Source organism: Planobispora longispora, assembly GCF_016863135.1.
GTDB lineage: Bacteria > Actinomycetota > Actinomycetes > Streptosporangiales > Streptosporangiaceae > Planobispora > Planobispora longispora.
In genome coordinates, this window is the sequence record NZ_BOOH01000054.1 from 41,545 (window position 1) to 53,984 (window position 12,440).

A 12,440-nucleotide genomic window follows, 5' to 3' on the forward strand; every position below is an offset into this window, starting at 1 on the left:
GACATCCACTCTTACAGTGATCACGACTCATTGTAAAACACATGCGAATCTCTATTTATGAGTATTTCCTCTTTGATTCGCTTTCGCGGAACCGGCAATTCTCATGGAGAACGACCAATCGCCCGGCGGCTGGATGAACGACATCATTGATGCCGTCGACGCCGGGCGGCCGGTGGCCGGTCGTGTCAGTCCAGGCAGAACTCGTTGCCCTCGGGGTCGGTCATCACGATGAAGCCGGCGCTCATCGGGGGAGCGGGCTCGTGGCGGCGCACCCGCTTGGCTCCCAGCGCGACGAGCCGGTCGCACTCGGTCTCCAGCGCCGCCATCCGCTCCTGTCCCTGCAGTCCGGGAGCCGCGCGGACGTCGAGGTGGACGCGGTTCTTGGCGACCTTGTCCTCCGGGACCCGCTGGAAGAACAGCCGCGGGCCGTGCCCGTCGGGGTCCTCGATGGCCGATGCCGTGTTGCGCTCCTCCTCCGGCACGCCGGCCCGCGCCAGGAAATCGTCCCAGGCGGCGAGCGGGTCGGCGTCCTCGGGCAGGTCGACTCCGGGCGGTCCGGGGTGGACGTAGCCCAGCGCGTCGCGCCAGAAGGACGACAGTTCCCGCGGGTCGTGGGCGTCGAAGGTGACCTGGATGTGGCGGCTCATCGGGCTGCTCCGTTCGTAGCGGGTCTCGTGTGCGGGCGGAACTCCGGCGGGCGGTGGATCGGCCCGCGGTGGATGCGCGGCGCCGGATTCCCCGGACCGCGGCCGGGTTCCGCTGCGTCCGTGGGACTACTCTGACACCTCTAGCGGACAGGATCGGTCCGCTTTCTCTGGCAGAGTGGGTGTCGTGGACGCGGCGAGCGGTGACGAGCGGGGGACGACGGAGCGGGTTCTCACTCTGCTCGGGCTGCTGCAGCAGCGTCAGCTCTGGACCGGCCCCGAGCTCGCCGAGCGGCTCGGGGTCACGCCGCGCACGGTACGGCGCGACGTCGAGCGGCTGCGCGCGCTCGGCTACCCGGTGCACGCCGGTCACGGCGTCGGCGGCGGCTACCGGCTCGGCCCGGGGAAGGACCTGCCGCCGCTGCTGCTCGACGACGAGGAGGCGATCGCCACCGCGGTCTCGCTGCTCGCCGGTGCGGGGGGCGCGGTCGCCGGCGCCGGTGACGCCGCGCTGCGGGCGCTGACCAAGCTCGACCGGGTGCTGCCCACGCGGCTGCGGCACGAGGTGCGCGCGCTCTCCGGTTCGGTGGAGTCCTTCGGCGGGGGCCGTACGCCGGTCGATTCCGAGGTGCTCATGACGCTGGCCAGAGCCTGCCGCGACGGGGTCGAGGCCGGCTTCGGCTACCCGTCCGGGGGCGAGGTGCGGCAGCGGCGGGTCGAGCCCTACCGCCTGGTCGCCTCCGACCGGCGCTGGTACCTCCTGGCCTACGATCTCGACCGTGACGACTGGCGCAGCTTCCGCGTCGACCGGATGACCGGTGTGGCCGCGCGGACCTGGCGCTTCCGCCCGCGCGTGGCGCCCGACGCGGCGACGTACGTGCAGGAGAGCGTGGCGAGCCGGGTCTACCCGCACCGGGCGCGTTTCCTCGTGCACGCGCCGGCCGACACGGTCCGCGCGCAGATTCCGGCGGCGGCGGCCGTCGTACGGCCGCGGGGGGACGCGCGCTGCGAGGTGCTCAGCGGCGGCGGTGACCTCGACTTCGTGCTCATGCACGTGCTCCTGCTGGGGCACGATTTCGAGGTGCTCGACCCGCCGGAGCTCGGCAGGCGTTGCCGCGCGCTGGCGGAGAGGCTGCTGTCGGCCGGTGCGTCGATCCCGCCGGTGACGGGTCCCGCGGATCGGTGACGGAGGCCGTGCGCGCGCGCCCTCCAGGTCCCGGGTGTCCGGAGATGTGTCGCGGGCGGGGGTCGCCGGCTCGTCGGTGCGGTACGGGCGACCTCCGGTGTGGCCATCTCCGGGTCGGAAGGGGTACGGGCGGCCTCCGGGTCGGAAAGGCGCCTCCTCCCCAGGGTGGAGGCGGCCTCGGACCCGCGGCCGCAAGAGCGGCCCCAGGGTTGGCGATCCGTCCGGGCCGCGCCGACAGGCTGAGGACATGACTCGTTGGAACCGTCCGCTGCTCGTCCTGTCGGGGATCATGGCCGTCCTCGCCCTCGTCGCCCTCGTCGGCGTCTTCGCCGACGACCGGGTCCTGACCGGTGCGCCCGTCTGGCTGAAGGTGTTCAAGTTCGCCGTCTCGTTCACCCTCTACGGCGTGACCCTGGCGTGGATGTTGTCGGTGCTGCCGACCCGCGGCAGGGTGGTCGGAGGGGCCGCCGTCCTGATCACCGCGACGTCCGCCGTCGAGATGCTCATCATCACCGCCCAGGCGGCCCGGGGGCGCGCCAGCCACTTCAACGAGACGACGAGTCTCGACACGGTGCTCTGGCAGATCATGTCCGTGTCCATCATGATCCTGTGGCTGTCGCAGCTGGCCCTCGCCGTGGCGGCGGCCCGCCGGCCGATCCCCGATCGGACGGCCGCGCGCGGGATCCGCCTCGGTCTCGCCGTCTCGCTGCTGGGGATGCTGGTGGCCTTCCCGATGACCATGCCGTTCCAGGCCGCCAGCGATGTGATCACCGGTGCGCACAGCGTCGGCGTTCCCGACGGAGGCCCCGGACTGCCCGTCACCGGCTGGAGCACCACCGGAGGCGACCTGCGCGTCGCCCACTTCGTCGGACTGCACGCCCTGCAGGCGCTCCCGCTGCTGGCCTGGTGGCTGACCGGGCGGGCCGGGCGGGTGGCGCGCCTGGACGAGGCGACCCGGGGCAGGCTCCTGGCCGTCGCGGCGGTCTCCTACTCCGTGCTCGTGGGGGGACTGACCTGGCAGGCCCTGCGCGGCCAGCCGCTGCTGCGTCCCGACGCCCTGACCCTCGCCGCGCTGGCCGTGCTGGTCGCGGCGACCGCGGCCGCCGTCGCGGCCGTGCTCCGGGCGGGACGGCGGCCCGCCCGGGTGGAGCGCCCGGAGCGCCCGGAGCGCCGCGCGGCCGTCGAGGCGGTCCGGTGACCGCGGCGGCGGCTCACCCGGCCCGGCGCCGGGCATCCGCGAGCGCCTAAGGTGTTCGGCGTGCGGTGGATGGGACGGCTCTTCGACGAACGGGACACACTGGTCCGGCTCGTGCTGCTCGTCCTCAGCGGTCTGAGCTACCTGCTGTTCGGAATGCACGACGGGCAGCCGTCCGCGGCGCAGTGGTGGCTGGCCGTCACGGCCTTCGCGGCCGTCCTGGCGCTGCACCGGCTGCCGCTGCCGTCCCTGGTGGTGCAGACGGCGCTGCTCGGCGCGGCCTTCGCCGTGCTGGACGACCCCACGGTCAATCAGGTGGGGGCGAGCTGGGCGCTGCTGGAGCTCGTCATGTCCTCCCGCGCGCCGGCGGCGCTCTGGCCGGCGGTCGCCCTGCTCACCGGTGTCCACGTGGCGGACGGGGCGGCCGGCTGGCCCGGGGCCCTCGCCGACACGGCCCTGGGCATCGGCACCGCGGTCGGCCTGCCCGTCCTGTCCGGCCTGCTGGTTCGCAGTTCCCGGGAGCTGGAGCGGCAGGCCGGACGGCAGGCCGAGGAGGAGCGCCGCCGCCGCGAGTCCGAGGCCCGCGTGGCCGTCGCCCGCGAGCGCGGCGCCATCGCCCGTGAGCTGCACGACGTCGTCGCCCACCACGTCGCGTCGATGGTGCTGCGGGTCGGCGTGGCCCAGCACGTGCTGCCCGGCGTCGACCCCCGGGTGGCCGAGGTCTTCGACGACCTGCACGCCACCGGCACCGCGGCCCTCACCGACCTGCGCCGGCTGGTGGCGCTGCTGCGCGACCCCGACGGGGCGCGCCCGGACGCCGCGACCGCGGCGATCGAGGCCGACGCGCTGCCGCAGGCCCTGCGTGCGGCCGTCGACACCGCGCGGCGCGCGGGGCTCACCGTCGAGACCGTCATCGCGCCGGAGACCGGCGCGCTCGACGCGGTGCGCGGCCTGGCCGTGCTCCGCCTGACCCAGGAGGCGCTGACCAACGTGGCCAAGCACGCGGGGCCGACGGCACGGGCCCGGCTGACGATCTCGGTGGCGGACGGCGACGTGCACGTCGAGGTCACCGACGAGGGACGTCCCGACGGCGGCCCCGGCGGGCATCCGGCCGACCGGCTCACCGGCGGCGGGCACGGCCTGACCGGTATGCGTGAGCGCGTGGAGCTGTTCGGCGGCCGGTTCGAGGCGGGCCCGGCGGGCGGCGGCTGGCGGGTCGCCGCGGTGCTGCCGGCCGTACCGGCCGGTGAGAGCGGAGGCGCGGCGTGATCCGGGTGCTGCTGGTGGACGACCAGCAGCTCATCCGGGCGGGACTGCGGATGTTGTGCGAGTCCCAGCCCGACATCGAGGTCGTCGGCGAGGCCGGCAACGGCCACGACGCGACCCGCCTCGTCGAGCGGCTCAGTCCCGACGTGGTGGTGATGGACCTGCGCATGCCCGGGGTCGACGGGATCACCGCCACCGGCCGCATCGTCGCCGAACGGCCGAGCGTGCGGGTCGTCGTGCTCACCACGTTCGGCGACGACGACCACCTCTACCCCGCGCTGACCGCCGGGGCGTGCGGTTTCCTGCTCAAGGACGCGCCGCCCGTGCAGCTGCTGGACGGCATCCGGCGCGCGGCCGCCGGCGACAGTCCCTTCAGCCCGGAGGTGCTCCAGCGGCTCGTGCGCCGGGCGGTGCACGCCCGGACGGTCACTCCGCCGCTGCCCGGCCTCACCGCCCGCGAGCGCGACATCCTGGAACTGGTCGCCGAGGGCCTGTCGAACACGGAGATCGCCGAGCGGCTGCACATCGGCGTCACCACCGTGAAGACCCACATCACCAGCTTGATGGCCAAGACCGGCAGCCCCAACCGGGTCCGCCTGGCGTTGTGCTGGACGGGCGGCTAGCCGTATCCGGCCGTGACGCCGGTGACGGCCCGCCGAGGCGGCGGGCACGTCGTCCGCCGCCTCGGCGGTCCGGGCGGGCGGGGCGTGCTGCGATAGTGGACGGATGCGCGTCGGCATCCTCGGTCCCCTGGTGCTGGAGACCGCCGCCGGCCCGGCGCGGGTCGGCGGCGCGCGGCTGCGGGCGTTGCTGACCCGGCTGGTGCTGGACGCCGGGCGTTCCGTCCGCCCGGCGACCCTGGCCGAGGCGCTGTGGGGCGAGGAGGCGCCGGCCGACCACCTGCACGCGCTGCAGTCGCTGGTGTCCCGGCTACGGCGCGTCCTGGGCGATCCCGGGCTGCTCACCTCGGGTCCGGCCGGGTACCGGCTGGCCGTCGAGCCGGACGCGGTCGACGCCGTCAGGTTCGAGCGGCTGGTCCGCGAGGGCCGGCGCTCGCACGCGCAGTCCCGGCCCGCGGAGGCCGCCGCCGCCTTGCGTGAGGCCCTGAGCCTGTGGCGCGGCCCGGCCCTGGCGGACGTGCGTGAGGCGCCGTTCGCCGCCGCCGAGGCCGAACGGCTCGAGCGGGCCCGGCTGGCCGCGCTCGAGGACCGGATCGAAGCCGAACTCGCGCTGGGCGCGGACCTCGACCTGGTCGCCGAGCTCGAGGCGCTGGCCGCCGCCCACCCGTTGCGCGAACGGCTGCACGCCCAGCTGATCCGGGCACTGGCGGGCAGCGGCCGCGGCGCCGAGGCGCTGGCCGCCTACCAGCGGATCCGCGGCCTGCTGGCCGACAGTTTCGGCAGCGACCCCGGTCCGCAGCTCCAGCAGGCCCATCTGGCGGTGTTGCGCGGTGAGGCTCCCCGGCCCCGCCGCCCGCACGGCAACCTGGACGTCCCGCTCACCAGTTTCGTGGGCCGTGACGACGACGTAGACCGCGTGGCCGGACTGCTCGGCCGGGTCCGGCTGGTCACGCTGGTCGGTCCCGCGGGAGCGGGCAAAACCCGGCTGGCCAGCACCGTCGGGCGGCGGCTCACGCCGTCCGGCGGGGTGTGGTCGGTCCCGCTGGCCCCGGTCGGCGCGGACGACGTGCCCCGCGTGGTGCTCGATCTGCTGCGGGCGCGCGAGGGGGGCGCGCCGGCACGGCCCGTCGCCCCGGGGGCGGTCCTGGACCACCTGGTCGAGACGCTCGCGGACGACGACCTGGTGCTGGTGCTGGACAACTGCGAGCACGTGATCGAGGCCGCCGCGGCGCTCGCCGGGGCGCTGCTCGGCCGGTGCCCGGGGCTGCGGGTGCTGGCCACCAGCCGGGAGCCCCTGCGGATCGACGGTGAGACCCTGCACCCGGTGCTCCCGCTGGAGCTGCCCGAGCCGGGGGCGACGGCCGAGCGGGCCCGCGCCTGCGCGGCGGTCCGGCTGTTCTGCGACCGCGCCGCCGCGGTGCGGCCGGACTTCACCGCGGACGGCGGCGCGCTGGCCGCGGCGGTGGAGATCTGCCGCCGCCTGGACGGCCTGCCGCTGGCGATCGAGCTGGCCGCGGCACGGGTGCGCGCCCTGCCGGTCGAGGTGGTCGCGGCCCGGCTGGACGACCGGTTCCGGCTGCTCACCGGGGGCAGCCGCACCGCGCTGCCGCGGCACCGGACCCTGGACGCCGCGGTGGCCTGGAGCTGGGGCCTGCTCGAGGCCGACGAGCGCCTGCTGCTGGAACGGCTGTCGGTCGTGCCCGGCGCCTTCACCGAGGACGCGGCGGAGGCGATCGGCCGGTCGGGAGACGCCTCCGCAGACGTCTCGGGTGATGTCTCAGGCGATGTGCGGGAGCTGCTGACGGCGCTGGTCGACAAATCCCTGCTGCACCCGGCCGAGACCGCCGACCCGGCCGAGCCGCGCTACCGCATGCTGGAGACCATCCGGGAGTACGGCCTCGGGCGGCTGGCCCGGCGCGCGGAGGTCGGCCTCGCGCGCGGGCGGCACGCCGGGTTCCTCCTCCGGCTGGCCGAGACCGCCGACCCGCACCTGCGCACCTCCGACCAGCTGCGCTGGCTGGCCCGCCTGTCCGCGGAACGGGACAACCTGTCGGCCGCGATCCGCTGGGCGGTGGAATCCGGCGACGCCGCTCTGGCCGTCCGCTTCGGCGTGGCGCTGTGCTGGTTCTGGTTCCTGCGGGATCACCCACCGGAGTCGCTGGACCTGCTCGGCCGGGTGCTGCGGGCCCGCGGCCCGGCCGAGCCGCGGGCACGCGCGCTGGTCGCCGCCGCGCACGCGCTCGCCACCACCGAGGCGGTCAGCCGCCCGGACGAGGCCGGAGCGGCCTTCGAGCGGATCAGGGAGGCGCTGGAGCGCATCGGCCCCGGCGCCCACGGCGTCCATCCGATCGCGGAGATGGCCGGGCTGGCGCTCGCCATCGGCTCGGGAGGCGATCGGCTCCCGCCGGGCCCGCTCGACTCCCCGGACGGGCAGGCGGATCCCTGGAGCCGGTCGCTGGCGCTGCTGGCCCGGGGCGTGCTGGCGATGAACACCGGCCGCGCCGCCGAGGCGGTGCGGCTGCTGTCGCGTGCGCTGACCGGTTTCGAGGAACTCGGCGAGCGGTGGGGCCTGGCGATCACGCTGAGCACCCTGAGCTCGGCGTTGCAGCGGGCCGGCGAGCCGGCCGGCGCGCCCGCGCTGGCCGAGCGGGCCACCGGCTGCTTCCGGGAACTCGGCATGCCCGAGCACACGATGGAGAACGAGGTGGCGGCCGCGCTGCACCGGGCCCGGGCCGGCGACGCGGACGGCGGGCGGCGGCGGCTGACGGACCTGCTCGGCCAGGCCGAGCGGAGCGGGTCGGCGGAGTCGCAGGCCCAGGTGCGCCTGGGCCTGGCCCGGCTGGAGTGGCGGGCCGGGCGGCCCGGGCCGGCCCGCGAACACGCCCGGGCCGGCCTGGCCGAGGGGCCGCCCGGCCGGTCGACCCCGCACCTGACCGCACTGCTGCTGGGCGTGCTCGCCCAGGCGGACGCCGCGGAGGGGCTCCCGGAGGAGGCGGTGCGCCGGCTCGACCATCCGGCGGTGCACCTGACGCTGACCTGGAACACGCCGGTCGCGGCCGGGACCGCGGTCGCGGCCGCCGCGATCGAGCTGTGCCGCGACCGGCCGGAGCGGGCGGGACGGCTCCTGGGGGCCGCCGCCGTGCTGCGGGGCCGGGACGACCCCGACGACGCCGACGTGCGGGCGATCGCGCAGCGGGTCGCGGCGGCTCTGGGCATCGCCGGGTTCGCGGCCGCGCACGCCGCGGGCGCGGAGATGTCGCGGGCCGAGGCCGAGGAGCTGGTGTCCGCGGTCGTCACCGCGCCCGCGGCGGACCGCGCCGGTCAGCCGGCGTGAGCCGCGGCCGGGACGGGTTTGCCGAACATCGCGCAGATCACGGCGCTCTGGAGCGCGCCGGCGGCCTTGGCGATCTTCGGGTCGGCGTCGAATTCCGCCCAGAGCTCCGTGGAGACCAGGACGGTCGCCGTGCGGCCGCCGGCGCGGTCGGTGACGTTGGTGGTGAGATAGCCGGGGATGCCGCCGTCGTGACCCCAGAACGTGCCGCACGGGGTGGCGCCGGTCTGGATGCCCAGCCCGTAGCCGGGCCCGTCCGGCTGCCGCGGGTCCACCGGCACGGTGGTGCGCATCTGCGCCAGCTGGGCGGCGGGCAGCAGTTCGCCGGACATCAGCGCGGTGGAGAAGCGGGCCCAGTCCTGCGCGGTGGACACCACCGCCCCGGCCGCCCCGCCCCACCCGGGATCGTTGCCGGAGACGTCCACGTGGCCGTGGCGGCGCTGCCCGGCGAAGTGCCTGAACCCGGCCGGCACCTGCGGCGGCATGTGGGCGGCGTCCCGTTCGTAGCCGTGGGCGTGGGGGCCGCGCCAGGTGGAGTCCGTGGCGTAGTAGGTGCGCTTGAGGCCGAGCGGCCGGGCGATCCGGTCGCGGACCAGCTCGGCCAGGCTCGCGCCGGTGACCCGTTCCAGGACGGCGCCGAGCGCGGCGTAGTCGGTGTTGCTGTACGACCATTCCGTGCCCGGCGCGAACAGCGGATCGTGCTTGACGCCGAGGGCGAGCAGCTGCGCCGAGGTCCAGCGCCGCCGGTCCGTGCCGAGGATCGACGGCCGGAGAGCGGGGTCCTCGGTGTAGTCGAACAGGCCGCTGGTGTGGTTCAGCAGCATGCGCAGTGTGATCGCCTCGCCGTCGGGCACCTTGCCGGGCAGCCACTTGTCCACCGGGTCGGTCAGGGCGAGCCTGCCCTCGGCGGCCAGCTGCAGCACGAGCGTGGCCACCATGGTCTTGGTGTTGGACCCCATCCGGAACTCGTCACCCGCCGTGAGCCGGTGATCCCGTCTGCTCCAGGGGGCCTGCTCGGCGATCTCGATCGGACGGCCGCGGCCGTCGTCCACTCGCACGATCACGCCGGGCGCCCCGGCGTCGACCAGCTTGCGGGCCAGCTGCCGCAGCTGGGCGCGCTGTGGCTCGGCGTCGCTGCGGGCCGTGGACGGCGCGGCCGCGGCGGCGGCCGGGAACACCGCGGCCACGGCCAGGCTCACGGCCAGCGCCGCGGCCGTGAGCGTGCGCGGACGGCGCGGACGCATCGTGCGGTCCGACGGGAGAAGGCGTTGGGACATCGACCGGTTCCTCCGGGTGATAGGTGAGGCGGACGACCTCACCCTTCACCTCGCCGCTCACAGGGCGCACACAGCGCGCTGTCAGCGGCCTGGCCGGCGTCCTGATCCGGTGCCGGCGTCCGGCCGGCGCACGGCGGTCACAGGCCGGCCAGGAGCGTCTCGAAGGGGGTGGGGTCGGCGAACGGGTCGGCGACGGCGGCCCGCGGGCGCTGCGCGACCAGAGCGGCCAGTTCGCCGGCGGCGCGCCGGATGCGGTCGCTCAGCGCCGCGCTGGTCGCGTCGCCGCCGGCCCAGTCCTCCGACGCGGCGAAGACGGCGGTGGGTGCGACGACGGCCCGCAGGTAGGCGAACAGCGGCCGCATCGCGTGCTCCAGGGCCAGGGAGTGCCGCGCGGTCCCGGCGGTCGCGCCCATCAGCACGGGCTTGCCGGTCAGCGCCTCCTTGCCGAGCACGTCGAAGAACGTTTTGAACAGGCCGCTGTAGGAGGCGGAGAAGATCGGCGTCACGGCGATCAGGGCGTCGGCGCCGGCCACCGTGTCGACGGCCGTGCGCAGCGCGGTGTTCGGGAACCCGGTGACGAGGTTGTCGGCCAGGTCGCGGGCGTGCCCGCGCAGCTCGACGACCTCGACGCCGGCCTCCAGGCCCAGCGCGGCCAGCGCCTCGGCGCTGGCCTGGGCGAGCCGGTCGGCCAGCAACCGGGTGGAGGAGGGGACCGACAGGCCGGCGCTGACGACGGCCAGGGTGCGGGTGCTCATCGGGACTGGACCTCCTGACGGGACTGGCCGGTCACGTCGTCGGCGGGCGCGTGCACGGTGGCGTCCTTGGCGCCGCCCGCCGCGGCGACCCGGGCGGCGTGCGTGGGCGCGTCGGGGACGTGGGCGGGCTTGAGCGCCGCGAACTCCTTGCGCAGCACCGGAACGACCTCCTCGCCGAGGATGTCGAGCTGCTCCAGCACGGTCTTCAGCGGCAGGCCGGCGTGGTCGATGAGGAACAGCTGCCGCTGGTAGTCGCCCACGTAGTCGCGGAAGGTCAGGGTGCGGTCGATGACCTGCTGCGGGCTGCCGACGGTCAGCGGCGTCTCACGCGTGAACTCCTCCAGCGAGGGGCCGTGGCCGTACACCGGGGCGTTGTCGAAGTAGGGGCGGAACTCGCGCACCGCGTCCTGGCTGTTCTTGCGCATGAACACCTGCCCGCCGAGCCCGACGATCGCCTGGTCGGCCGAGCCGTGGCCGTAGTGCTCGAAGCGCTGCCGGTACAGGCCGACCATCCGCTGGGTGTGCTCCTTCGGCCAGAAGATGTGGTTGTGGAAGAAGCCGTCGCCGTAGTAGGCGGCCTGCTCGGCGATCTCGGGGCTGCGGATCGAGCCGTGCCAGACGAACGGCGCGACGCCGTCCAGCGGCCGCGGGGTGGAGGTGAAGCCCTGCAGCGGCGTGCGGAAGCGGCCCTGCCAGTCGACCACGTCCTCGCGCCACAGCTTGTGCAGCAGGGCGTAGTTCTCCACCGCGAGCGCGATGCCGTTGCGGATGTCCTGGCCGAACCAGGGGTAGACCGGGCCGGTGTTGCCGCGGCCCAGCATGAGGTCGACGCGGCCGCCGGCGAGGTGCTGCAGCATCGCGTAGTCTTCGGCGATCTTCACGGGGTCGTTGGTGGTGATCAGCGTGGTCGCGGTGGACAGCTGCAGCCGCCGCGTCTGCGCGGCGATGTAGCCCAGTGTGGTGGTGGGGGAGGAGGAGAAGAACGGCGGATTGTGGTGCTCACCCAGGGCGAACACGTCCAGGCCGACCTCCTCGGCCTTCTTGGCGATCGTGACGACCGCCTGGATCCGCTCGGCCTCGCTGGGCACCCGCCCGGTCGTGGGGTCGGCGGTGATGTCGCTGACCGAAAAGACACCGAACTGCATGATGCTCCCCATTTGCGTATGTGCCCTGTCATGTTCTTCCCCGTCAACATGCATGACACGTCATTTATTTCGTGGACGGGGTGCCCCGCCCGCCCGGACCGCCTAGATGCATGATGCATCATATATATTGAGACGACCAGGGAAGGCGTCTTCTGGCTGGAGCCGTACCAGACATCGGGGCATAAACGGTGTGCGCCATCTGCCGTCGTCAGCCAGATCGTCAGCCAGTGAGTGAGGACCCCATGACCGAGACCGACCCGGCCTCGCTGGAAGCCGAGCGCCGCCGCATCCGGGACGCCCACCTCCGCCCGGCCGCCGAGCGCCCGCCGTCCACCGCCCGGGGCCTGCACCACCTGGCGATCTCGGTGGAGCCGCGGCGCTGGGAGGAGATCGTGCGCCGCCTCGGCGACGCGGGCGTCGAGTACGCGATCCACAGCGGTGTCTCGGTGTACTTCCGCGACCCCGACGGCGCCCGCGTCGAACTCATCGCCGACCCGCTCGGCGAGATGTACGGCGACAAGGTGCTGTGAGGCGAGCGGGCCGCCGGGCCTCACCGGCGGGCGCCGACGGCCAGCAGCGCCTGCACCCGCGTGAGCAGCTCGCGCGGGCTGAACGGCTTGGTCATGTAGTCGTCGACGCCGGCGCGGAAGCCCTCCTCCACGTCACCGGGCAGGAACTTGGCGGTGAGCATCAGCACCCGCACACCCGCCAGCGGCGGCAGGGCGCGCAGGTGGCGGCACACCTCCGGCCCCGACAGCCCCGGCATCATCCAATCCAGGACCACCAGGTCCGGCCGGAGCCGGTCCAGCGCGGCCAGGGCCTGGTTGCCGTCGGCGGCGGTGTGCACCTCATAGCCGGCCGTCCGCAGCCGGAAGGTGATCAGGTCCCGGACGTCGTCATCGTCGTCCACCACGAGTACCGCCGGCATCCCCACCCCCGATGACGTCCGTCGTATCCGGCAGACTGCCCTTTCGCGGCGCTGTCATGCCTGTTCCGGAGGCCCTCAAGCGACACGACCGAT

At 74.8% G+C, this 12,440-nt stretch carries 11 protein-coding genes; 6 read left to right on the top strand and 5 right to left on the bottom strand.

Going from position 1 to position 12,440, the window contains the following annotated elements:
• Positions 1 to 185: 185 nt before the first annotated feature.
• The gene (locus Plo01_RS31860; RefSeq protein WP_203894450.1) at positions 186 to 647 is read right to left on the bottom strand and encodes a VOC family protein; all 462 of its coding nucleotides are present in this window, start codon (positions 645 to 647) and stop codon (positions 186 to 188) included.
• A 184-nt stretch (positions 648 to 831) separates the two neighbouring features.
• Between Plo01_RS31860 and Plo01_RS31865 the strand changes: the two genes are divergently transcribed.
• The 5 genes from Plo01_RS31865 to Plo01_RS31885 all read left to right on the top strand — a co-directional run bounded on the left by Plo01_RS31865 (position 832) and on the right by Plo01_RS31885 (position 8,245).
• Positions 832 to 1,830, top strand: a complete 999-nt coding sequence (locus Plo01_RS31865; RefSeq protein ID WP_203894451.1) for a helix-turn-helix transcriptional regulator — start codon at positions 832 to 834, stop codon at positions 1,828 to 1,830.
• Between the two features lie 247 nt (positions 1,831 to 2,077).
• A complete protein-coding gene (locus Plo01_RS31870) occupies positions 2,078 to 3,028 on the top strand; it encodes a hypothetical protein (protein WP_203894452.1) in 951 nt (316 codons plus the stop codon).
• Positions 3,029 to 3,097: 69 nt separating this feature from the next.
• Positions 3,098 to 4,294, top strand: a complete 1,197-nt coding sequence (locus Plo01_RS31875; RefSeq protein ID WP_239317470.1) for a sensor histidine kinase — start codon at positions 3,098 to 3,100, stop codon at positions 4,292 to 4,294.
• Entirely contained in the window at positions 4,291 to 4,914 is a 624-nt protein-coding gene (locus Plo01_RS31880; protein ID WP_203894454.1) for a response regulator, read from the top strand. The genes Plo01_RS31875 and Plo01_RS31880 overlap by 4 nt, the downstream gene beginning before the upstream one ends.
• 103 nt (positions 4,915 to 5,017) lie before the next feature.
• A complete protein-coding gene (locus Plo01_RS31885; RefSeq protein WP_203894455.1) occupies positions 5,018 to 8,245 on the top strand; it encodes an AfsR/SARP family transcriptional regulator in 3,228 nt (1,075 codons plus the stop codon).
• Here Plo01_RS31885 and Plo01_RS31890 read toward each other — a convergent pair.
• The 3 genes from Plo01_RS31890 to Plo01_RS31900 all read right to left on the bottom strand — a co-directional run bounded on the left by Plo01_RS31890 (position 8,233) and on the right by Plo01_RS31900 (position 11,419).
• Complete coding sequence (locus Plo01_RS31890; protein ID WP_203894456.1) at positions 8,233 to 9,519, bottom strand: serine hydrolase domain-containing protein; 1,287 nt, start codon at positions 9,517 to 9,519, stop codon at positions 8,233 to 8,235. The two genes, Plo01_RS31885 and Plo01_RS31890, sit on opposite strands and share 13 nt — an antisense overlap.
• A 137-nt stretch (positions 9,520 to 9,656) precedes the next feature.
• On the bottom strand, positions 9,657 to 10,274 hold the full coding sequence (locus Plo01_RS31895) for an FMN reductase (protein ID WP_203894457.1): 618 nt from the start codon (positions 10,272 to 10,274) through the stop codon (positions 9,657 to 9,659).
• Positions 10,271 to 11,419, bottom strand: a complete 1,149-nt coding sequence (locus Plo01_RS31900; RefSeq protein ID WP_203894458.1) for an LLM class flavin-dependent oxidoreductase — start codon at positions 11,417 to 11,419, stop codon at positions 10,271 to 10,273. Before Plo01_RS31900 ends, Plo01_RS31895 begins: the two co-directional genes overlap by 4 nt.
• Positions 11,420 to 11,646: 227 nt before the next feature.
• On the opposite strand from Plo01_RS31900, the gene Plo01_RS31905 reads away from it, so the two are divergent.
• Positions 11,647 to 11,949, top strand: a complete 303-nt coding sequence (locus Plo01_RS31905; RefSeq protein ID WP_239317468.1) for a VOC family protein — start codon at positions 11,647 to 11,649, stop codon at positions 11,947 to 11,949.
• Positions 11,950 to 11,969: 20 nt separating this feature from the next.
• Here the strand turns inward: Plo01_RS31905 and Plo01_RS31910 are convergent, their stop codons facing one another.
• On the bottom strand, positions 11,970 to 12,347 hold the full coding sequence (locus tag Plo01_RS31910; protein WP_203894459.1) for a response regulator transcription factor: 378 nt from the start codon (positions 12,345 to 12,347) through the stop codon (positions 11,970 to 11,972).
• Positions 12,348 to 12,440 lie beyond the last annotated feature (93 nt).